General features: G+C 65.8%; 21 protein-coding genes. 14 read left to right on the top strand and 7 right to left on the bottom strand.

The annotated features are described in order from the left end of the window. Positions 1-22: 22 nt before the first annotated feature. The 6 genes from CURTO8I2_RS10695 (at position 23) to CURTO8I2_RS10720 (ending at position 5,075) form a co-directional block, all read left to right on the top strand. On the top strand, positions 23-316 hold the full coding sequence (locus CURTO8I2_RS10695; protein WP_159681058.1) for an excalibur calcium-binding domain-containing protein: 294 nt from the start codon (positions 23-25) through the stop codon (positions 314-316). A 467-nt stretch (positions 317-783) separates the two neighbouring features. Next, positions 784-1,986 (top strand): reverse transcriptase family protein, encoded by a 1,203-nt coding sequence (locus CURTO8I2_RS10700; protein ID WP_159681059.1) that lies wholly within the window; start codon positions 784-786, stop codon positions 1,984-1,986. Then, entirely contained in the window at positions 1,976-2,722 is a 747-nt protein-coding gene (locus tag CURTO8I2_RS10705; RefSeq protein ID WP_159681060.1) for a retron Ec48 family effector membrane protein, read from the top strand. The genes CURTO8I2_RS10700 and CURTO8I2_RS10705 overlap by 11 nt, the downstream gene beginning before the upstream one ends. Positions 2,723-2,793: 71 nt before the next feature. Next, positions 2,794-3,729 carry a DUF2971 domain-containing protein gene (locus CURTO8I2_RS10710; protein WP_159681061.1) on the top strand — a complete coding sequence of 312 codons (936 nt, stop codon included), beginning with the start codon at positions 2,794-2,796 and terminating at the stop codon, positions 3,727-3,729. A 233-nt stretch (positions 3,730-3,962) separates the two neighbouring features. Then, on the top strand, positions 3,963-4,481 hold the full coding sequence (locus tag CURTO8I2_RS15460; protein ID WP_236551079.1) for a hypothetical protein: 519 nt from the start codon (positions 3,963-3,965) through the stop codon (positions 4,479-4,481). Between the two features lie 57 nt (positions 4,482-4,538). Continuing rightward, complete coding sequence (locus tag CURTO8I2_RS10720) at positions 4,539-5,075, top strand: hypothetical protein (RefSeq protein ID WP_159681062.1); 537 nt, start codon at positions 4,539-4,541, stop codon at positions 5,073-5,075. Positions 5,076-5,132: 57 nt separating this feature from the next. Here the strand turns inward: CURTO8I2_RS10720 and CURTO8I2_RS10725 are convergent, their stop codons facing one another. From CURTO8I2_RS10725 to CURTO8I2_RS10735, 3 genes are all read right to left on the bottom strand, one after another. Beyond that, the gene (locus CURTO8I2_RS10725) at positions 5,133-5,372 is read right to left on the bottom strand and encodes a hypothetical protein (protein ID WP_159681063.1); all 240 of its coding nucleotides are present in this window, start codon (positions 5,370-5,372) and stop codon (positions 5,133-5,135) included. Positions 5,373-5,434: 62 nt separating this feature from the next. Beyond that, the gene (locus tag CURTO8I2_RS10730) at positions 5,435-7,114 is read right to left on the bottom strand and encodes an ankyrin repeat domain-containing protein (RefSeq protein WP_159681064.1); all 1,680 of its coding nucleotides are present in this window, start codon (positions 7,112-7,114) and stop codon (positions 5,435-5,437) included. Positions 7,115-7,431: 317 nt separating this feature from the next. Next, positions 7,432-8,484, bottom strand: a complete 1,053-nt coding sequence (locus CURTO8I2_RS10735) for a hypothetical protein (protein WP_236551080.1) — start codon at positions 8,482-8,484, stop codon at positions 7,432-7,434. A 253-nt stretch (positions 8,485-8,737) separates the two neighbouring features. Here CURTO8I2_RS10735 and CURTO8I2_RS10740 point away from each other — a divergent pair, with 253 nt between their 5' ends. The 6 genes from CURTO8I2_RS10740 to CURTO8I2_RS10765 all read left to right on the top strand — a co-directional run bounded on the left by CURTO8I2_RS10740 (position 8,738) and on the right by CURTO8I2_RS10765 (position 15,494). Continuing rightward, positions 8,738-10,237 carry a helix-turn-helix transcriptional regulator gene (locus tag CURTO8I2_RS10740; RefSeq protein ID WP_159681065.1) on the top strand — a complete coding sequence of 500 codons (1,500 nt, stop codon included), beginning with the start codon at positions 8,738-8,740 and terminating at the stop codon, positions 10,235-10,237. Positions 10,238-10,381: 144 nt separating this feature from the next. Next, entirely contained in the window at positions 10,382-10,564 is a 183-nt protein-coding gene (locus CURTO8I2_RS10745; protein WP_159681066.1) for a CsbD family protein, read from the top strand. A 223-nt stretch (positions 10,565-10,787) separates the two neighbouring features. Then, entirely contained in the window at positions 10,788-11,660 is an 873-nt protein-coding gene (locus CURTO8I2_RS10750; RefSeq protein ID WP_201295501.1) for a hypothetical protein, read from the top strand. A 215-nt stretch (positions 11,661-11,875) separates the two neighbouring features. Then, positions 11,876-13,042, top strand: coding sequence for a PepSY domain-containing protein (locus CURTO8I2_RS10755; RefSeq protein ID WP_159681067.1), 1,167 nt, complete (start codon positions 11,876-11,878; stop codon positions 13,040-13,042). Next, the gene (locus CURTO8I2_RS10760) at positions 13,039-13,233 is read left to right on the top strand and encodes a hypothetical protein (protein ID WP_159681068.1); all 195 of its coding nucleotides are present in this window, start codon (positions 13,039-13,041) and stop codon (positions 13,231-13,233) included. The genes CURTO8I2_RS10755 and CURTO8I2_RS10760 overlap by 4 nt, the downstream gene beginning before the upstream one ends. Before the next feature lie 53 nt (positions 13,234-13,286). Beyond that, positions 13,287-15,494 (top strand): TonB-dependent receptor, encoded by a 2,208-nt coding sequence (locus CURTO8I2_RS10765; RefSeq protein ID WP_159681069.1) that lies wholly within the window; start codon positions 13,287-13,289, stop codon positions 15,492-15,494. A 168-nt stretch (positions 15,495-15,662) separates the two neighbouring features. Here the strand turns inward: CURTO8I2_RS10765 and CURTO8I2_RS10770 are convergent, their stop codons facing one another. The 4 genes from CURTO8I2_RS10770 to CURTO8I2_RS10790 all read right to left on the bottom strand — a co-directional run bounded on the left by CURTO8I2_RS10770 (position 15,663) and on the right by CURTO8I2_RS10790 (position 19,623). Further along, positions 15,663-16,748 (bottom strand): DUF1615 domain-containing protein, encoded by a 1,086-nt coding sequence (locus CURTO8I2_RS10770; protein ID WP_159681070.1) that lies wholly within the window; start codon positions 16,746-16,748, stop codon positions 15,663-15,665. 97 nt (positions 16,749-16,845) lie between these two features. Then, on the bottom strand, positions 16,846-17,529 hold the full coding sequence (locus CURTO8I2_RS10775) for an ankyrin repeat domain-containing protein (protein WP_159681071.1): 684 nt from the start codon (positions 17,527-17,529) through the stop codon (positions 16,846-16,848). A gap of 543 nt (positions 17,530-18,072) precedes the next feature. After that, entirely contained in the window at positions 18,073-18,942 is an 870-nt protein-coding gene (locus CURTO8I2_RS10785; RefSeq protein WP_159681073.1) for a type II toxin-antitoxin system RelE/ParE family toxin, read from the bottom strand. A 237-nt stretch (positions 18,943-19,179) separates the two neighbouring features. Then, the gene (locus tag CURTO8I2_RS10790; RefSeq protein ID WP_159681074.1) at positions 19,180-19,623 is read right to left on the bottom strand and encodes a DUF3597 domain-containing protein; all 444 of its coding nucleotides are present in this window, start codon (positions 19,621-19,623) and stop codon (positions 19,180-19,182) included. Positions 19,624-19,795: 172 nt separating this feature from the next. Here CURTO8I2_RS10790 and CURTO8I2_RS10795 point away from each other — a divergent pair, with 172 nt between their 5' ends. Both CURTO8I2_RS10795 and CURTO8I2_RS10800 read left to right on the top strand, forming a co-directional pair. After that, a complete protein-coding gene (locus tag CURTO8I2_RS10795) occupies positions 19,796-20,098 on the top strand; it encodes a zinc-ribbon domain-containing protein (RefSeq protein ID WP_159681075.1) in 303 nt (100 codons plus the stop codon). 109 nt (positions 20,099-20,207) lie between these two features. Continuing rightward, on the top strand, positions 20,208-21,431 hold the full coding sequence (locus CURTO8I2_RS10800; RefSeq protein ID WP_159681076.1) for an MFS transporter: 1,224 nt from the start codon (positions 20,208-20,210) through the stop codon (positions 21,429-21,431). Positions 21,432-21,443 lie beyond the last annotated feature (12 nt).

Consider the following 21,443-nt stretch of genomic DNA (forward strand, 5'->3'; position numbering starts at 1 on the left):
CACCCACCAGGCAGAACCCGCCATGCGCTATCTGATCGTGCTGCTGCTCATCGCCGCCGCGTGGGGCGGCTATCGCCACCTCCATGCACCGGAACCTGTGGCGATCACACCGATCGCCGCGACCGCCACGCCATCACGCGCCGCCGCGACGCGCGTATTGCCGGCGCCAACCCAGCGCTTCAGCTGCGACGGACGCCAGCACTGCGCGCAGATGCGGTCATGCGAGGAAGCGACGTTCTTTAGCCGCAATTGCCCGGACACGAAGATGGATGGGGATGAAGACGGGGTGCCGTGCGAGACGCAGTGGTGTGGTTAGAAAAGAGCATGGCACCGTTCGCTCCCGTTCGCTGCAATGCAACATTCCGGTGCGAAGCAGACGATTGCGGCGTCTCGATCAAACTGAGGGCGGCGGTGATGGCGTTTGAAGATTTGCCGAAGTGAATCTGCCACCGTTGACTGGTATTTGGGCCTGGATAGGAGAATTGAAGAATATGAAAATGCAATTGCACTCTGCCTCACTACGAGATAGCATCGCAACGCCTGGGCGAATCGCTCAGCCATCGCGGTCAGTAATTTTCAAGTCGCAAGCATTGCCCGAAAGGGCGCCAGCATTTGCTGGCATTGGGGACCAGATTTACCTTCCCCCCGCGTCCGCAAAAGATGGAGCGTGGTGTAACAACAAGCCTAGCCAGGCGATGAGAGGCAGCAGTTCGCGACTTGCTGGCCCAAGATGGACCTCATCGCTAAGCCCTATAGCATGGGTTGGCTAGGCTTGGATTCACCATGAAATCGAAGCCTTACAGCTCCATGCGCGGCTCTAACGGTCCTATTAGGAACCTGGATCACCTGTGCACCATCCTCGATGTCGAGAGGCGTGTGCTCGATCGAGTTCTTGCGATGCCGGGCAGCCAACGCTATGCGCTTGCTCGCAGTCGTGCGGCCAAGTCAGACGGATCGGCGCGGGAAGTCTTTAATCCTTGCCGCGAGGTTCGGCGAATTCAACTCAAGATTGTAAAGCGAATTCTAAAAGTGCCCGGCGCCGTACGATGGCATGACTTTCTTTACGGCTCCATGCCTAATCAGATTGACGCCCATGGGAATGAGTTAAAAAAAGACTACGTGACCTGTGCCGCTCAACACTGCGACGCCAGAAGCGTTTTGAAGATAGATATTAAAGATTTTTTCGGAAATATTCATTCCGACACTATCATGCGCATCTGGACCGAGCTTTTTGGCTATCCAGGCGATGTAGCCTTTGTGCTTACAAATCTCTGCCTTAAAGACGACAACCTGCCGCAGGGCGGGATAACGTCTAGCTATCTAGCCATGCTTTGTTTATTCGATTTAGAAGCGAAGACTGTCGCGACCCTGCGCCTAAAGGGACTTCGCTATACCCGTTATGTAGATGATATTACAATCTCATCGCCGTTAAGCAATTATGACTTCGAACTTGCTTTAGCTCTCGTCCGGGCAATGCTGATTTCTAGAGCCTTGCCAATAAATGAGAGCAAAGTAAAGCGAGTTTCTTTGAGCACAGAAGCGATTACGGTCCATGGACTTAGAGTCAACTTCGAAACTCCCAGATTACCGGCTGCAGAGGTCGGCAGAATTCGAGCCTCAGTGAAGACCATCGAGCTTCTTGCGGCAGATACCTCATTTTCGTCTACGCCCGGCTTTAGAAAAAGCTTTAATAAGTGCATGGGTCGCGTAAATAAACTAAAAAGAGTCGGTCATTCGCAGCACAGCAAGCTCCTGAAAAGACTCCAAGCAGTTCGCCCGCTTCCTTCTCGCCGAGACATTAAGAAAGCCGTGGCTTCAATCCGAACTCTGAGCGCAGAATTTCATAGTCGCGGAAATACGTTTGGCTATAGAAAAAGATACTACATTTTGATGGAAAGGCTAAATTTGATTGCCCGTAGCCACAAAGAGCTTGCGGCCATGCTGCGCGCCCATGTCAAAAGGATTAAGCCCTCTTATGTTGACTAAAGCTGCCAAAGGCCTCACTAAGAAATTTACAACAAATATGTTTCTTTGGTCGTTGGTCGTGGCCCTTGCGATATGCGGCACCCTCGGAATTATCATCTCACTAGCATCGTGGTACGTGACGAAAAGCGAACTTCCAGTTCGAATTGAACTCTGCCTGCATTCGGGCTGCATCGCCTATGCAAAGAAGATATTCCTCGGCCCGTTGTCGCTACTGAATATAACTGCACAAGCAATGGTGGTCATCGCGACTGTCGGCGGAATAATTGTTGCGTTGTTTAGCTTTTTCCACACATCACGAGTGAGCGCGTTTGGTAACCACGTATCCCATATCTCTGTTTTCAGTGCGTATCTTTCTTATGAAATCTCCAAACGCGATAAAATTGCTACAGAATCCATCGACATCTATGGGCTCTACTCGTTAATGTTTTCCAAATCCAGGGGCGGCTCAATGGACTTATCAGATGAATTCATTGATAAGCTAAACGGCGTCGCAGATATTATTTCCGAGTCAAATTTGATATATCTTTCAACAGGCGGCTCGGTTTTCAACCTAAGAGTCCACCAAGCAAAATTGAAGAAGTCCCTCGATTTGCTAGGTATAAAATGTGAGATCACTAGACATCGAATGGATTTTTTAGAGATTGAGGCGCAGATTTTTGACCTAATAGATTCAATAGTCGTTGTTTTCTGCTCCGATAAAAGGGTTTCTCGACTACCCTCCAGACGTTATGTTTAGCAACTTCCGGCACCGAGTTAAGAACGAAGCTAGAATTGCGAATTACGGTTTATTTCTAGTGAATAAATTAGATGCCAGACACGCCTCCCCCTTATCTCTATAAGTTTCGATCGTTTAATCCACACTTGATAGCCGAGCTTTGCAATAGCGAGATTTATTTTGCAAGTCCAATTACGCTCAATGACCCGCTTGATTCAAAGCCGAGCATCATCTTAGACCTCCCATTGGAGCGACTAGAGGAACTTTTTTGTCGAACTATGGAGGAGTCTCCTAAGAGCGGGGACCCAGCTCGCGAACTAGCTATTTGCCGCTATAACGCCACCGAAGGAACTTCTGATGCGCTGGCTATCCAACAAAGATACAAGCTATCTGTAGAGCTAAAGATTCATCAGATGCTGCTTAATTGGATTGGGTCTACCGGCGTATTGAGCCTAGCCTCTAACTGGGACTGCCCTCTCATGTGGAGCCATTATGGCGCTCAACACACAGGTGTCTGTCTCGAATACTCGACTCGAGATCATGTAGCGAAAAACTTGCTGATGGTTAGATATGACGCGCCTAGGTCAGTCAGTCTTCAAGATCTTTACGACTGGAAATTGAAAGGCGATTTCGCTGCACGAAAACGCGTGTTGGAGACATCATTCTTAGCGAAAGCTCCAGCTTGGTCTTATGAAGAAGAATGGAGATGTCTAGCGAGGTCAAGTGGGCCGCATTCAGTCCCTTTCGATCTCGCTGCGATTTATTTCGGTGAGCGCTGTAATTCGAGCGTTCGGACTGCGATCGTCAAGACAATGCACGACAGATCCAAACCACTACATTTCTATGATGTCTCGTTCAGCCAGGACAACTTCGCCCTTCGGCGCGACGAAGTAGATTTAGAAGAGGTACTGCAAGTCGGACTGCGACCTTCCCCAGCACTTTTGTTCGGAAGAGTTCCGCTCTCTGACGAATGGGCATCGAAGATTCCTATTCCGCCGGAACAAGAATCAGATCCAAAACTCTACTGAGATGGATAAAAGGCGCGAATAACGGAATAACGGGGTCAGGTTCACTTACCCGCACGGACGGCGCGCCTGGCATTCGGCCTCGGCTTGGGCGAGCTCTATGAGCTTGACTCGCGCTCGTGGTCCGACTTGCGCAGCGACCGCGCTTCCTTGATCACTTCCTGCAGTGAACAGCGCTAGGTTCACATAAAGCAGCGTGCCTGGTGTGCTCGCTTGGCGTACTGACGAGGCTTGCAGTGGACCTCGTCCTCTTCCATTACGATAACGGTGCCAGGTTCACTTACCGCGCGGCATGCGCCTCAGCGCGCCGGCGAACAACTATCGGTGTCAGGTTCGCTTCCGGCGTAGCCTTCGAGGGCCCCGCCCGACATGGAGGTCGAATGCGTCATCTGTGCTTACTGATCGGGCTTTTCGCGCCCACGCTGGTATGTGCGCAGTCCGGCCGCTACGGCGATGTCAGCTATAGCCAGCCACACGACTGCAGCGTCATCACCCGCGATCAGCGCGCCAATCCTTACGCGCATCTGTTCCGCACCATGTGCGAGCAGAGCGATGCGCCGACGAAGCAGAGCGTGGCACGGATCATGGGTCGCCCGCAGCCGTCGACCCGCGTATTGACGGTGCCGGCGCATGGCACCGATGACGCAAAGCGTTACGGTGTCGCGTGCATGGGTGGTCTGGTGATGCTGCGACTGCCGAACGGCTGGCAGCAGGCGCTCGATGCGGAGCATCGCTATCTGACGTGCCGCAGCTGATCCCCGCGCGCACTGCGCCACGGAAGAATCCATCCAGATGACAGGAGCCCACACACGATGCAGCTGACACACTCCCTCGCCCGCGTCCTGGCAGCGTTGTCGCTGACGGCGCTGCTCGCCGCCTGCAGTACCCGTGGCGACGTTGTCTCCCAGGAATACATGACGCTCGAACTGGATGGGCGGAGTCTTGTACTGCCGGTGTCCGTCACCGCGCTGGCGTTCGGCTCGGCGCGACGTGTGGACACACTCTCGATCGGCGCACGCGAGCGGGAAAACCTGCGATCGCAAGGCTTCTTCTTCCAGATCAACGGCCGCGATCTTCGTCCCGGTACGTACAGCATTGGCGACGGCGTGGTGCACGTGAATTACCACGGCGACACGCGCGGGGACGCAGATCTTGTCGTGTATGCGGCGAATCAATCGCTCGGCATGCCCTTCACCGTGACGCTGACCGCGATCGGCAGGGACGGCGTGGAAGGCACGTTCTCGGGCACGCTCTTGCGCAGCGGCGATGGCCCCGAACCCGAATTCATGACGGTGTCGAACGGGCGGTTTGCCGCCCGCTATCACCGCGATACAAACGGCGATCGCTAGCGACGCCGGCAAGCGGGGTCAGGTTCGCTTACTCGCGAATCACCGCTGACGACGCGTCTAGAATTCGGCCTCGGCCCTGGCGAGTTCCTTGAGCTTGAGTTCGCGCTGCTGCTCGGCCTTGCGCAGCGAATCGCGCGCTTCCTTGATCACTTCCTGCGCGAGGCTGTGGCTGGTGTGGTGCCGCTTCATGTCGATGGCCGAGGCCAGGCGCTCATGGGCGAGGCGGACGGCCCGGTCGACGCGGAACAGGGGCGCGTTGGAGTTCTCGGTCAGCGGCGGATCGTAGGTCTTCTTCATGGGGCATCTGCGTGATCAGGACGGCACGATAACCGGCTTGCACCGGCGCCGCATTACGCGGTTCACCGCTGCAGCTTTGGTTGCTGGTGAGCTTTCAGCCAAGCCAGCGCGCGATTCCAATGCTGATCGCGGGCGTAACGCAGAAATCCGCTGCCGTTGTCATCCATCTGCCAGTCCGATCCGTGCTGAAGCAACAGGAGCGCGATGTCTTCGTTTGTAGCGCCTCCCAGCGCGGGGAGATCGAACTCTCCAAGCGCGTTGACATCGAACTCCTGGTTCAGCAAAAAGCGTACGAACTCGATGTCTCCCGCTTTAACTGCGATGTGCAGAAGCGTCGTTCGGCTTGCGCCACGTGCCTTGAGGTCGACCCCGCGGGCGGCCAGCCATTGCGCAATCCGCAGGCCTTCCCAGCGTTCGTCTCCGTAACGACGTGCGAGCAGAAACGTGACGGGCACGTCTTTCGTCATCTGATCGGGTTTTTCCGTGAAGAACAGTGCCGGCTGGACGCCGTGCCCGCCTTGATCCCAGATGGCCTGTACAGCCGCAAGCCTGCCTCCTCGGATCGCAGCCTGGAATGCGGAATCCAATTTGTGTGGATCGAGTGCGCCTTGCGTCTTCAATGCCCCACGCTCGATCAGTGGCGACACCAGCAACAGGCGATGATTCTCCAATGCCCTGTCCAGCAGGGACGGCTCAGCAGTCGCTGTCTGTAGCCCATTCGACGTTCCGTCTTGAAGAGGAGCGCCGTATTCGATCAGCAGGAGCATGGCCTCCTCGTCTTGGCCCGCCTCGTTTTCGACTGCCCGCGCGAGCAGATCTCCCGCGGCTGGCGAGCGAAAATCGAAGCCCTCCTGCTGCAGTCGGTCAACTGCTGCGACGGACAGGCGGGTCCACGCTTCCACTTGGCCAACTTTGTCCACGTGCGCCTGGAACTCCCGGATATCACGCGGCATACCAACCATGACGCCCGCGTAGTCGTCGATCCGATGTACGTGCTCCCCCATGCGCAGCGTCAGCACGTGCGTCGGGTTGTCAGTGATTGGCGTGCGATAGCTGGTGTCCATCGACCACAAGTTCCTGCGCGTCATGTCGGCAACCAGCAATGCCACCTGACTTGGCGGAATCTCGTAGCGATGCACGCCCTCGACGTCGACCCAGCCATGTCCGTCGTACGTGACAGCACCGTTGCCCTGGATCTCGACGCTGTAGGCAGGACACGATCCAAAGCAGCCAGTGCGACGAAGTGAAATCGTGACCTGATCGAGCTGGACACCAGGGGGCGACCGATGCGTGTGCGGGAGCCGCTGTTCGTACACCTGCTCGCGGACGGTGGCGGGAACCGCCGCGCCTTCCTGCAGAAACGGCTCGAAGCGCCATGTCCGCATTCCACGTAGTAGCGCGCGGCGCTCGTTGGTCATGGGCTGCGGGTCCCCGAATTCATCTTCCGCCCTATAGCAGGTGACTGCGCCTGAACTGTCCACCTGCAGAACGAGTGTCAGCCCCCAAATACGCTCGGGGTCATGCGGCTCCGCAATGGTCAGTAGCGGAACGTCGTATTGACGATGCGCGGCGATCTCTGATGCCGTCGGTGCGATACCGGCAGGCTGACCTTCAACGCACGCCGGAACTTGGGCATGCGATGCGTCCAGGGGCTGGCCTGGGGTCGTCTCGCTGCATCCGAGCAATACCGTCGTGGCGAGCGCAGACAACGAAGGGAATCCAAGCAGATTGCCGATCTTCAAGTCGATGCCTCCTGGCCAGGTTGTCCATTGCTCTGCCTAGACTCGGCGGCTCCGGCCGTCGGGTCACGCTGCAGGGTTCGATGATGTCAGCGTTGTAGGCAATTGCCGCGGATGACGCCGCAGTGGAATCCCGCAGAACCGCATTCTGCTTGGAGTTTTCGTGCCTGTCTTCGGAGATCGCGTCGTCGGGTTCACCCCAGCCTCGCCACGTGCTGCGTGCACAGCGCGCGACCCTGCACTCGAGCGCTTCGCACAGCAGATCGCAGACAGCAGAAAGCCGGCAGCCGATGTCTCGGCTGCCGGCTCTGGATTCAACCTCAGTACGCCGCGTGCAGCATGCGGCGACGGAAGCCGATGGCGCCGGCGAACCAGCTGATGGCGGCGCCGAGGATCAGCAGCACGACGGCCGTCCAGGCCGCCTTGGACACGCCGCGGGCGGCGGCGTCGCTGGCTTCGCGGGCCTTCTGCTCGGCTTCGGCCTTCAGCGTGTCGATGCGCGCGACCATGGCCTGCGCCTGCTGCTGATAGCGGGCGACGATCTGCTCGGCTTCGGCGCGGGGCTTGCCGGTGCGGGCGACGACGATATTGACCAGCGCCTCGCGGTCGGCGGCTTCCAGCGTGGTGCGGCCTTCGCGGCGGGCGCGGTCGAACCACTCGCCCAGGGCATCACCGGACTGCGTGGGGTCTTCGAGCGCCTGGCGGGCGCTCTGCTCGCCGTCAGTGCCGACCGCCTCGGCCTTCTGTTCGATCGCCTCGGGCGCGAGTTCCGCCTTGCCGGACTGCGCGAGCAGCGTTTCGAACTCACCACGCAGATCGTCCCAGTCCAGGTCCACGCCGCGCTCGCGCAGTTCGTCGCCGACCTGCGACGCGATGCCGGGCGATGCCGCGGCGACGCCCTGCCCGGCCAGCGACAGGCCCTTGCCGACCACGCCGAACGCGGTGCCGACGAGGCCGCTCGCCGCCGAAGCCAGCAGGAACGTCGTGACCAGCGTGGTCACCGACCAGCTCAGCACGCCGTGCAGGCCGCCCTGCGCCGGGGCCGAGCGGCCCGCGACCAGCGCACCCACGCAGATGGCGATGAGGGTCGACATCACCAGCCAGATGCCGGCGCCGGTGCCGAAGCCGCTCAGCGGATTGGCATCGCCGGTGGGATCGACGGCGCTGGCGCCGACGGCGGTGCCGAGGATGCTCAGGAACAGATAGGCGACCAGCGACAGCACGCAGCCGGAGAACACGGCCGCCCAGGAAATGGCGGGCGCGGGCCGGAGGCGGGCGGCCTCGACGCGGGCCTCACGCGTGCCGGGCGGGCGCGCCTCGCCGGGTTGCACCCGGGCCGCGAGCGGGTCGTTGGGATTCAGTGTGGAAGTCATGTCGGTCTCACCATCTCGTCTGTGGGGAGCGGGCACTGCAGGACGCACTGCCCGGGTGGCGCGCAGTGTCCGGATGCACGGGGCGGGTGTCTGCGTGCATATGCACCAGCGGGGTTAGTGCATGCGGACGACGGGCGGGCGGCAGGCGCGACCGATGGCACGAACCCGGGGCGCTGTCCGGCGGCGCGACGCGGACGCCACAATACGGGCCTCCCCGACGACCGCGCCCAGGCGCAGCCACGAGACGCCACCGATGACCGACGACGCCACCCTGGGCACGCAGACCAACCGCAAGCAGCTGCAGCAGATCATCACCGGCCTGAGCGAAGGCGTGATCCTCGTGGAACCCGACCACCGCATCGTGTGGGCGAACGAATCGGCGCTGCAGCTGCACGGCGTGGAGACAGTGGAAGATCTGGGCGCCGACGTGGACGCCTACCGCGAGCGCTTCGCGCTGCGCTATCGCAACAACCACCGTCTGCAGGCGGGCAACTATCCGATCGACCGGGTGATCGCGGGCGAGACCTTCAGCGACGTCATCGTCGAGGTCATTCCGGCGGCCGACCCCGACCGCTGCTGGGTGCACCGCGTGCGCAGCCTGGTGCTGACCGATGCGCGCGGCGAACCCGACTGCCTGGTGCTGATCATCGCCGACATCACCGAGTGGGCCAGCGCGGAACAGCGTTTCGAGAAGACCTTCAATGCCAATCCCGCCCCGGCGGTGATCTGCCGGCTCGACGACCTGCGCTACATCAAGGTCAACCAGGGCTTCATGGAGATGACCGGCTACGGGCGCGATGACGTGATCGGACGCTCGGTGTACGAGCTGGATGTGTTCGAAGGTGCCGAAGCGCGCAAGGCCGCGATCGAGAAACTCGGCGAGGGCGTGACGATTCCGCAGATGCAGGCCGAACTCAGCCTGCCGGCGGGCGGCACCAAGCTGGTGATCGTGGCCGGCCAGCCGATCGAGGTGGGCGAAGAGGACTGCATGCTGTTCTCCTTCATGGATCTGGAGCCGCGCCGCAAGGCCGAGGATGCGCTGCGCCAGAGCGAAGAACGCTTCGCCAAGGCGTTCCAGATGACGCCGGTGCCCACCCTGGTCTGCAGCGCGGACACGTTGCGGGTGATGGAGGTCAACGAGGCGTTCGTGACGACGACGGGTCTGGCATCGGAGGAACTGCTGGGCCGGTCGCTGGACGAGATCGGCCTGTTCGAGGACCGCAGTGCGCATGCGCGCATCCAGGACGCGTTGCGCGACAGCGGCGTGCTGCGCAGCACCGAGTTCCGCATCCATCGCAAGCACGGCGAACTGCTCGACTGCCTGCTGTCGGCGGAGTCGTTCTCGATCCACGGCCAGCCCTGCCATCTGATGGCGCTGCTCGACATCACCGACCGCAAGCGCTCGGAACTGGAACTGGTGGGCGCGATCGAGACGGTGATGCAGGACGCGTCGTGGTTCAGCCAGACGCTCATCGAGAAGCTCGCCAACGTGCGCCGTGGCAATGCGCCGGGCGCCGAAGCGGTCGCGCTGGCCGACCTCACCGCGCGCGAGCGCGACGCGCTCGGGCTGATGTGCGAAGGCCTGTCGGACAAGGAGATCGCCACGCGCCTCGGGCTGGCCACGAATACGGTGCGCAACCACGTCGCGTCGCTGTACTCGAAGATCGACGTGCACAGCCGCGCCGAGGCGATCGTGTGGGCGCGCGAGCGTGGCTATTTCGGCAGCGGCGCGTCTTCGCACAAGAACGGCTGAACGACGCGCGGCACTGCTGCAGATGCACCAGTGCCGCTGGTGCATTTGCAGCTGTCGGCGCGGACCCGCGGCGGGCAACCTGTCTCCACCGGCGACGCACGTCCTGTACGGCCCGTCCGGTTTCCTTTCCCCCAGGAGACACCCATGGACAAGAACCGCATCGAAGGCACCACCAAGCAGATCAAGGGCTCGGTGAAGGAAGCCATCGGCAAGCTGACCGGCGACCGCAAGACCGAGGCCGAGGGCGCGGCGGAGAAGACCGTCGGAAAGGCGCAGCGCAAGGTCGGCGAAGTGGCCGACAAGGTGCGCGACAAGACCGGCGGCTGATCGACGCCCCACCTCTTGCACCACTTGGCCGCCGCCCTGTGCGGCGGCGTGGCGGGATCCCGCGTCGGGCGGATCCCGCCCTTTTTTTGCGCGCGTGCCCGGCCCGCGCGGCCGGACCTCGCAACGCGCGTCCCACGAAGGCCGGCGCAGCGGGCGCCTTCGGCGTGATCCAGCCGGCCCCTTGCGCCGTAGACCCTGCAGACCGATCGAAGGAGCGTCTGCAATGCACGTCGTGATCCGGAGTGTGGTGGTGCTGGTGGCGGGCCTGTGGCTGGCCGGGTGCGCGACGGGCTTTCCACGGGCGGCGGCGCCGTATGCGGCCGCGGACGGACTGGATGGCACCGCCGTGCTGGCGCGCAGCGTGGCGGCGCACGGCGGTGACCTGCGCACGCGCAGCGGCGATTTGAATTACGCGAGCGACGGGCGCTGGGAGTCGCTGATCCAGCGCATCCAGCCGGTGGTCACGGATGCGGGCTACCGGGTCACGGCGGAGACGCGTTATGCGCCGTCGAGCGGCGTGCATGCGATCCGCTACCAGGGGCCGAAGGGCACCAAGCAGGTGCTGCGCACGCGCGGCGGCATCGAGGTGTACTACGACGGCGTGCGCGCCACCGACACCGGGACGCTGCAGGCCGCGGCGATGACCACCGATGCGTTCGAGCTGTTCCACTTCGGCCCGACCTTCCTGGCCGCGCGCGCGACCCAGGTCACGCGCATGGCCGATGCGGACGAAGGCGGCGCGCGCTACCAGCGCGTGCGGGTGGAGATTGCGCCGGGCTTCGGCGAGGCGGCGAACGACACGGTGATCGCATGGTTCGATGCGCAAACGCATCTGCTGCACCGCGTGCACCTGACCTTGAACGGTTTCCCGACCACGCAGGGCGCGCACGTGGACACGACGATGACCGGCTACCGCGCGTTCGACGGCGTGATGCTGCCGACGCGCTTCCATGAACGCGTACGCGGCCCGCTGCGCATCGATGCGCACACCTGGTGGGTGACGGGCTTCGATACCGGTCGCGGCTGGGAGCCCGGGGATGTGGCCAACGGCACGTTCACCGGTGCCGCGGCGCGGCCCGCGACGGTGTTGCCGTAAGCGCGGACTGACACCGCCCTCGTCGCAACGCCAGGCAGGAGGCGCTTTGACTGGCCGGCTGCAGACGATCCGGACGGGCGCTCCGGCGCGCAGGGGTCCGCGCCTCGCCCGGCGACCCGCCATCCGCCCGGAACGGCGGCCCGGCGGGGATTGAAGGCACAACTGCGCGCGAATTGTTGCTGTAAATGAGAGTAATTCGCATGTAAGATCCGCGCATGCAAAACCGCTCGATCCGTGCCTGGGCATGGGTGCACAAGTGGACGAGCCTCGTCTGCACCCTGTTCCTGCTGATGCTGTGCCTCACCGGACTGCCGTTGATCTTCCATGACGAGATCGACCTGCTGACCGAGGGCGCACCGCAGTTCCGTTTGCCCGGCGTGGGATCGTCGAGCGACGCCGCGGGCCTGCGCCCGCTGGACGACATGCTGGCCCGTGCACTGGCGGAACGCCCCGGCGAGGTGCCGGTGTTCATGGCGTTCGACAACGACCAGCCCTCGATGACCGTCACCACGGCGCCGCGTCCGGATTCGCCCGCCAGCGACATGACCATCCTGCAGCTGGACCGCTCGACCGGCGAGATCTTCGCGGCCGAGAGCGACGGCGAAGGCGTGATGCATTTCATCCTACAGCTGCACACCGACATGTTCCTCGGCCTGCCGGGCATGCTGTTCCTGGGCGCGATGGGGCTGCTGTTCGCGGCGGCCGTGGTCTCGGGCGTGGTGCTGTATGTGCCGTTCACCCGCAAGCTGCCATTCGGCACGCTGCGCTATTCCCGCAGCACGCGCGCGAAGTGGCTCGACTACCACAACCTGCTGGGCGTGGTGACCGTCGCCTGGGTGCTGGTGGTCGGCCTCACCGGCACCATCCACACGCTGGCCGACCCCATCAACCAGGCCTGGCAGCGCAGCGAGCTGGGCGAGATGACCCGCGCCTACGCAGGGCGCGAGGCGCTGCCGCCGGCGCGCTACGGCTCGCTCGACGTTGCCATGGCGCGTGCCCGCGAGGCGCTGCCCGGCAACAATCCGCAGTTCATCGCGTTTCCGGGCGGCAAGTTCAGCTCGAAGCATCATTACGCGGTGTTCTTCCAGGGCGACACGCCGCTGACCGAGCGGCTGCTCACCCCCGCGCTGATCGATGCCGAAACCGGTGCGTTTACCGATGCGCGCCCGATGCCCTGGTACTACAAGGCGCTCTCGCTCTCGCGCCCGCTGCACTTCGGCGACTACGGCGGGCTGCCGCTCAAGCTGCTGTGGGCGGTCCTCGATGTGCTGACGATCGTCGTGCTGGTGACCGGCCTGTACCTGTGGCTCGGCAAACGCCGCGCGCCCGGTCCCGCGCCTGCCTCCTCCATGCCGTCGCCGAGCGCGCGGCGCGCCGGATGAAGCCGCATTCGATGCAGCAGCACCGCACGCTCCGCCACATCTTCGCCGTACCGGCGGCCATTGCCGTGGCGGGAATCGTCGGCCTGGTCAGCGCGCTCACCGGCGACGGCTGGCGCGACGGCCTTGCATGGCTGGGCCTGGCGGCGCCCGTGGCGGCGGTGCTGTGGGCACGCGCAGCCCGGCGTTCCTGATCCGCCCACCTCTCCCTGTCCGATCTGCGTGCTTTTTCTTTCCGGAGTTGACCATGTCCCACCCCCATCCGCGCCGCCGCCATCTGGCCGTGTTGATCGCAGCATCGCTGTCCGCACCCTGCGCATTCGCCCAGGACGCGCCGTCCCCGAATGCCACTGACGATGCGCGCATGCTCGACCGCGTGCTCGTCACTGCGCAGCGCGGCAACCAGACCGGCGTCAGCCGCGCCGGCGGCGTGGGCGTGCTCGGCGAGCAGGCGGCGGAGGACGTGCCGTTCGGCATCCGCAGCTTCAACGCGGCGTTGATCCTCAACCAGCAGCCGCAGACGCTGGGGCAGGTGCTCGAGAACGATCCGTCGGTGCGCACCACCTACGGTTTCGGCAATGCGGCCGAGCAGTTCGTCGTGCGGGGCTTCGCGCTGGCCGGTGACGACATCGGCTACGACGGCCTGTACGGCATCCTGCCGCGCCAGCTGGTCGCGCCGGAACTCTACGAATCCGTGCAGGTGCTCAACGGCGCCAGCGCATTCCTCAACGGCGCCGCGCCGGGCGGCTCCGGCATCGGCGGCAGCGTGAACCTGGTGCCCAAGCGGGCCGGGGACATGCCGCTCAACCGAGTCACGCTGGGCTTCACCTCGCCGGGCCATTCGGGCGCGAGTTTCGACGTTGCACGGCGCGGCGGCAGCGACGCGGCATGGGGACTGCGCATCAACGGCGCCACGCGCGGCGGCGATGTGGCGATCGACGACGAGGACCGCCAGTCCGATGTGCTGGGCCTGGCGCTGGATTACACCGGCGACGGATTCCGCGCGTCGCTGGACCTGGCCTACCAGGATATCCGCGTCGAGCGCCTGCGCCCGAAGGTGACGGTCAACGGCGTGGTGCCGCGGGTGCCGGATGCGGACCTCAATTACGGGCAGCCGTGGCAGTACACCGAACTGCGCGACGTGTTCGGCCAGCTGCGCGCGGAATGGGACCTCGGCGAACACACGCTGCTCTACGGCGCACTCGGCGCGCGCGACGGCCGCGAGGACGGGTTCTACAGCTCGCTCACGCTGCTGGATGCGGACACCGGCGCTGCCAGCGTCAGCGGTTCCTTCATTCCGCGCACCGACAACAACGAGGCCGCGACCGTCGGCCTGCGCACGCAGCTGCAGACCGGCCCGGTGAGCCACGCACTCAATGTCGGCGTGTCGGCCAACTGGCTGACCAATCGCAACGCGTTCGAGTTCTACGCCGACGCATTGCCGACCAATCTGTACGACCCGGTGGACACCGTGCGGCCGTCGACCGTGTCGTTCGTCGGTGGCGACCTGTCCGATCCGTTCCCGATCTCGAAGACGCGCCTGACCAGTGCGTTCGTGTCGGACACTCTCGGCGTTCTCGACGACCGCGTGCTGCTGACCGCCGGCGCGCGGTTGCAGAAGATCAACGTGCGCTCGTACTCCAACGTGACCGGTGCGCTGACCACGGAATACGACGAGCAGGACGTCACGCCGGTGTTCGGCGTCGTCTACAAGCCCGTCGATGGCGTCTCGCTGTATGCCAATCGCATCGAGTCGCTGGTCCAGGGCGGGACCGCGCCGGTCAGCGGCGCCAACCCCGGCGGCGGCGCACCGTTGCCGGTCAGCAATGCCGGCGAGGTGCTGAAGCCGTACGTCTCCCGCCAGACCGAAGTCGGCGTCAAGTTCGGCCACGCGCGCCTCGCCGCGGGCGTCGCGCTGTTCCAGACGGACCGCGAGACCGCATTCCTGCAGCCCGACGGCGCCACCCCGGACACCCTGCGCTTCGGCCCGTTCGGCGAACAGCGCAATCGCGGCATCGAATTCAGCGCCGAAGCCACGCCGGTCGACGGGCTGCGCATGATCGGTGGCGTCTCGATTCTCGACGCCGAGTTGCGCCGCACCCAGGGCGGTCTGAACCAGGGCAACGACGCCGTCGGCGTGCCCGATTTGCTGGTCAACGCCAACGTCGAGTGGGACGTGCCGGCCCTGCCCGCACTGACTCTGACCGGCCGCGCGGTCCACACCGGCGAGCAGGCGGCCAACCTCGCCAACACCACGCAGCTCGACAGCTGGACGCGATTCGACCTGGGCGCGCGTTACGTCACGCTGGTCCGCGATCGTCCGCTGACGCTGCGCTTCAACATCGACAACGTCACCGACGCACGCTACTGGGCATCGGCGTTCGACAGCTTCCGTCCGGATCTGCTGCAGGGCGCGCCACGCACCTTCAAGCTGTCGGCGTCGATCGACTTCTGACGGGGCGCCGGCGGCGCAGGTTCGGCGACATCCCGGCACCGGACCATCCGGTCGGTGTGTCGACGCCTGCGTCCCCTACAGTTGCAGGTGCGCGGCGCCGAAGCCGGCGCGGCTGGCCGGCGCGGGCACCCGTCGCGGACGCGGCGGGGGGGGTTCGCCGCGCCGGACTCAACGCCGCATGCAGCGTTCCCAGCGTTCCTGCACCCGGTTCGCGAACCACGCGGTGGTCAGGGTGCGGGTGATCTTCGGGCTCTCCAGCACGATGCCCGGCAGCACGGCGCGCGGCAGCGGCGTACCGGCGGCGGCATCGGCGAGTTCGAACACACGCGCATGGAGCGTGCTGTCCTCGAACTCGAGGGCGTCGCCCTGTTCCAGCGCGCGGCGGATCTGCGCGTCGTCCATGCCGATGCGGCCGCCGAGTGCGCGCACGGCGCGCTCGGTGGCGCCCGGATTGTCGAGGTTCGCGCCGGGCAGCAGCAGGTCGCCATCGAGCGCGAGGTCGATGCCCGAAGCCCGGGTCACCGCATTCTGGAAGGCGGCGTTGCGGCTGGCATACCAGCCGGCGTTGAAATCGGCGAAGCGGTACAGCGGCGTGTCGTAATTCGCCTGGTACCCCAGCAGATGCGTCGTGCCGAAATACAGGCCGCCGCGCCGGGTGAACACTTCCCGGCGGATGTCGCGCTCGACCGGATATGGATAGCCGCGTGCGTGCGATTCCGCGAAGTCGATGCGCACCTGCATCGGCCCACCGGTGCGCACCGGGTTGAGGCCGCCGAACAGACGTCCGCCCAGCGGCACGATGCCGATGAAGTCTTCGTAGAGTTCGCTGAGCTCGCGCTCGGTGCGCACGCGGTCCAGGCGCTGCGCGTAGGTGCGGCCGTCGGGCGAATCCAGCCGCAGCGCGGCATTGAGCAGGAAGCCCGGCACGTGCAGCGCCGCGGCGCGGCGTTCGATCTCGGTGCGCGCGATCTTCGGCAGGCCCGCCACCGCGGGATCGGCGGTGTAGGTGCTTTCCTGTTCGGTCACCGCCAGCACCGCGCACAGATGTTCACTGCTGGGCGCGATGTCCTGCGCGGTCAGCGCGACGTAGACGTCGTTGGCCCAGTCCGCACGGTCGTCGAGGCCGGCCGGCAGCTTGCGCAGTAGTTCCGCGCGCACGTCGTCCGGGCTGCGCTGCATCTGCAGCGGCGCCTGCGAGGCGCAGCCGGTGAGCACCAGCAATAGCAACAGCAGGCATGTCGGCAATCGGGTCATGAGCGGCACGGCACGGCAAACGGACCGGCATCGTGCCAGACGCGAGGTGCAGGGCATCGACCGACGGGACGACCGCGGTCCGACGTGCGCACGTGCCTCAGTGTTTCGGCGCGGCCGCCAGGCGTTCGCGGATCCATGCGTAATCGCGCCGCACCGGCGCGGCGAGCACGCCCGGATCGCCGTCGTAGAGATAGCTGGCGACGGTGGCGCCGGTGTCGTCGGTCGCGCGCGGATCGGCGCCGGCGGCCATGAGGCGTTTCACCGAGGGAATGTCGTTGACCAGTGCGGCCTGGTGCAGCGGCGTGGTGCCGGCGCGATCGCGCGCATCCACCTTCGCGCCTGCGGCGAGCAGGCGATCGATGCTGCCCGGCTCGCGTGCGCGCAGCGCATCGAACAGGGCGGTGCGGCCGTTGCGGGTATTGGGCACGTCGACCGGCACGCCGTGGTCGAGCAGCAGCTCGATCCAGCCGGTGTCCTTCGACATCGCGGCGGCGTGCAGCGCGGTGCGGCCCCTGGCGTCACCGCGCGTGGGATCGGCGCCGAGGTCGAGCAGCAGGCGCACCGCGTCGCGGTCGCCGCGGCGGATCAACCAGTGCAGAGCGGGCGTGCCGTCCGCGTCGGTGGCATCGGGATCGGCCCCAGCGGCCAGCAGTTCGCGGGCGCGCGCGGCATCGCCGGCGCGCAACGCGGTCACGAACGGCGCCTGCGCGGGGTTCTCGAACGGGCGCGCATCCGGGCCCATGCCCTCGTGTCGTTGCGTGCAACCGGAAGCGGCCAGCATCAGCGCGGCCAATGCCAGGGGGAGCGGGCCGGAACGCCGCGGCACCGCGCGCACCCTGCCGCAGCGCGCGTGACGCGCGCCGCGGTGATCGGATGCGGACACCGGCAGGCGATGCGATGCGCCGGCGGCGCGTGGCACGTTGCGTCGAATGCGCAGCATCAGGTGGCCGGGGACATCGCGTCGAGCGCGCACGCGGCGCCGTTGGCCACGTCGCGGGCGGTCACGCGGCCGGCGGAGACGCGACCAGGCTCGCTCGAGGAAAAGCGCATGCGGAATCCATTCACGGGAACGTGGGCGTGGACGGTAGCCCGCGTCCGCGCCGCACGACACCCGGGGCGACCCTAGCCGCCGTGCGCTCAGGGCCTCTGTGTTTCGCGATCCTCGACCGCCGCCTCGAGGTGCGCCGCGCGTACGGTGCGTGCGCGCGCAACCGCGGTGTCGTGGGCCTGCTGCGCGAACGCGGCGATGTCGTCGCGCCGGGCGCTGGCCTGATCGTTCGCGTCGCTGCGCTGCACCGGTGGCGGCGGTGCCCGCCTGCGGGCCTCAGCGATACGGTCCCGGCCCGCGCCAGACCACTTCGCCGCGGCGATACACCCGATGGAAGCCGATGACTTCGCGCGAATCGCGGATGTTGGCCATCGCCGGATCTTCCGGGGCGAGCATGCGGCAATCGCTGGACTCGCGGCGCAGCGCGGTCTCCAGCGGGCAGACCATGTAGTCACGGGTGCCGGGCAGCGGAATGAAGAGTTCGGTGACGCCTTCGTCGCGCCACTCGCGCAGGCGGGTTTCGCTGGTGGTGTCGTAGACCACCTGGTAGCCGCCGACTTCTAGACTGGGCTGGTCGGAGGTGGAATCGCGGCCACGGCCTCGGCCGATCCGCGCGGTGCGTTCGCGGCCGGCGTTCACCGGCGCCGTGGCCTCGGGCAGCATGCCCGGCGGCTGGCCCCAGGTGCGCGCGCGACGCTGGGCGTCGGGCGGGCTGGCGGCGGCCTGCGACTGCACGGGCTGCGGCGGCGTCGGCGGGGCCGGCGGCGCGGGACGCGGCGGGCGGACTTCGGTGAGGGCTTCGATCGGCGCGGGTTCGTCGGGCGGCACGGGGTCGGCGGCGTCCTCGACGCGGGTGGTCACCACGCGCGAGGTCACGGGCGCGGCCTGCGTGGGCGGCGTCTGCGGTGGCGGGCTCGCAATGGGCGCGGTCACCGGCTGCGGCGGGGTGATGCCGATGTACTCGACCGCCATCGGGCTGCCGGCCGAAGACCCCTGCGGCGGCTTGAAGACGATCGGCTGGGAGGTGAGCAGCAGATACGCGAACAGCACATGGAGCACCGCGCTGACGAGCGCGGCGCACCACGGCTGCAGGCGTTCGATGCGGGACGGGGCGCGGCCCTCCGGCCGGCGGAACGCCTGGCTCATGCCGCCTGCAATGCGTCGGAGATGCGGGCCTTCATGCGGAATCGGCAGGTGCGGCGTGGGGACCGGCATCCTAACGCGCGCAGGTGTCCGAACGCGGTGGTCCGTAAGCGGCGGTCAAGCCGGCATGCAGGTGCATCGCCGGGCCGCCCTGCGGTGCAGGTATTCACCGCGGGCCGCAACGCGAAGGGCCGGCGCTTTCAGGGCGCCGGCCCGGAGACATGCGGCAGTTGGACCGGATCAGTCCTTCAGATCGTCCGGCACCTTGCCGCCGTTTTCGGCCAGCTTGCGCATCACCGCGCGGTGCAGGGCGATGTTCTGCTCGGCGCTGCCGTGGGCGCCGGCGTTGACGTCGAGCTCGGCGGCGAGTTCCTTGCGGGCCTCGAGGCTGGAATCGAGATCGAGCAGCTTGAGCAGATCGACGATCGAATGGCGCCAGTCGCTGGGGCCGCCGTTCTCGGCAGCGAGGCCGGTCAGCACCGCTTCGACATCCACCGGTGCCGCCGGCTGCGCCGGCGCGGACGCGGCCGGTGCCGGGTTGTGTGCGGGCGGCGAGACCTTGGGATCGTGCTCGCTGCCGGTGAAGATCACCGCGGCAGGCCTGGCCGGTGCGGCCGGGGTGGAGGCGGCAGGTGCGTCTTTGCGGCCGAAGATGCGGTCGGCGATTTTCGAGAACAGGCCCATGCGGGTCACTCCGGTGAAGGGAGCGGCGAGTGTGTGGCGGCGTTCGCAAAGGCCGCATGAAAGAAACGTGCGGTTGTGATGCCACTTCGCAACAGACGTTAGGCTGTGGTCGACGCTGGCGTCCGCTTCCGGGTCGCGCCGCCACAAATCCATCGATCGAGAGGACATGCGAATGGCGCTGGTGCAATGCAGGGAATGCGGACGCGAGATCAGCGACCGGGCGCTCGCATGCCCGCAATGTGGCGACCCCAGGCGCATGGCGTCGTCTTCCAGGGGCATCCGGATCCTGCTGGGCGTCCTCGTGGGCGTGCTGGTGCTGATGTTCGCGGCCGGCATTCTCTTCGCGTGGCTCGCGCCCAAGGCGTCGCATCCGATCGACGTCGAGATGCCACAACGGAGCGACCCGTCGGCTGCGTTGCACATGGCGTGCAGCCCCCGCGCCGCGTGTGCATCGACGCCGCTCGCGTCCCGCTAGAGCCGCGCGCACCGGATGCCGCGGAACGGCCGCCGCCCGATGCACGGCGGCGTGACGACCGGGCACCATGGCGCATGAGTCCACCGCCGATGCGCCGAGGCGCCCCCGCATGACCGCCGCGACCGTCGCGCCCCCGTCGCCCGAAGGCCGCACCCGCACCCTGCTGCTGATGGCGCTGGCGCTGGTGCTGGCGATGTCGCCGTGGTTCTCCGCCAGCGCGGTGCTGGGCCCGCTGCGCACGGCCTGGGGCTTCGGTGACGCCTTCGGTGCGTGGCTGACGATCGCGGTGCAGCTGGGCTTCGTGGCCGGCGCACTGGGGTCAGCGGCGCTGGGCCTGGCCGACCGGCTGCCGGCGCGGCGGCTGATCGTGGTCGCGGCGCTGGGCGCGGCGGTGGCCAATGCATTCGTGCTCGCCGCGCAATCGCCGGCGCAACTCCTGCTGGCGCGCATGGCCACCGGCGCCTGCCTGGCGCTGGTGTATCCGCCGGCGATGAAGCTCGTGGCGACGTGGTTCGTGCAGGGCCGCGGGCTGGCCCTGGGCGTGCTGATCGGTGCGATCTCGGTGGGCTCGGCACTGCCGCACCTGGTCAGCGCGCTGGGCGGGGCGCGCTGGCAGGGCGTGATCGTGTGGACCTCGGCGGCGACGGTGGCCGGCGCGCTGGTGATCGCGCTGGGCGTGCGCGACGGGCCGTATCCGTTCCCGCGCGCGCCGTTCCGGCTGCGCGATGTCGCCGCGATCGTGCGCAACCGCGGCGTGGTGCTGGCGTCGCTGGGCTACTTCGGCCACATGTGGGAGCTGTACGCGATGTGGGCCTGGTTCGCGACCTTCGCGATGACCGCGGCGGCCGTCGACGGTGATGCCACGCGTGCGGCGTGGCTGGCGTTCGCGGCGATCGCGGCCGGGCTGGTGGGCTGTGTGCTCGCCGGCGGCCTGGCCGACCGTTTCGGCCGCGCACGCACGGCGATGGTGGCGCTGCTGATTTCGGGCGCGTGCTGCGTAGCCGCGGGCTGGGCGCATCTGGCGCCGCTGTGGCTGCTGCTCACCCTGGGCCTGGTCTGGGGCGCCAGCGTGATCGCCGATTCGGCGCAGTTCTCGGCGCTGGTCACCGAGCACGGCGATCCGCACACCGTGGGCACCGCGCTGACGCTGCAGATGGGCCTGGGCTTCCTGCTGACGGTGGCGACGATCTGGATCGTGCCGCTGCTGGCCGGCGCACTGGGCAGCTGGCGCTGGGTGTTTCTGGTGCTGCTGCCCGGCCCGGTGCTGGGCATCGCGGCGATGTGGGCACTGCAGCGCCGGCCGATGCCGACGGCCGCACCGCGGGCACCGTAGCGCGTGCCCGCG

The sequence above is a fragment of the Luteimonas sp. 9C genome, from assembly GCF_902506295.1.
In the GTDB taxonomy this organism is placed as follows: domain Bacteria; phylum Pseudomonadota; class Gammaproteobacteria; order Xanthomonadales; family Xanthomonadaceae; genus Luteimonas.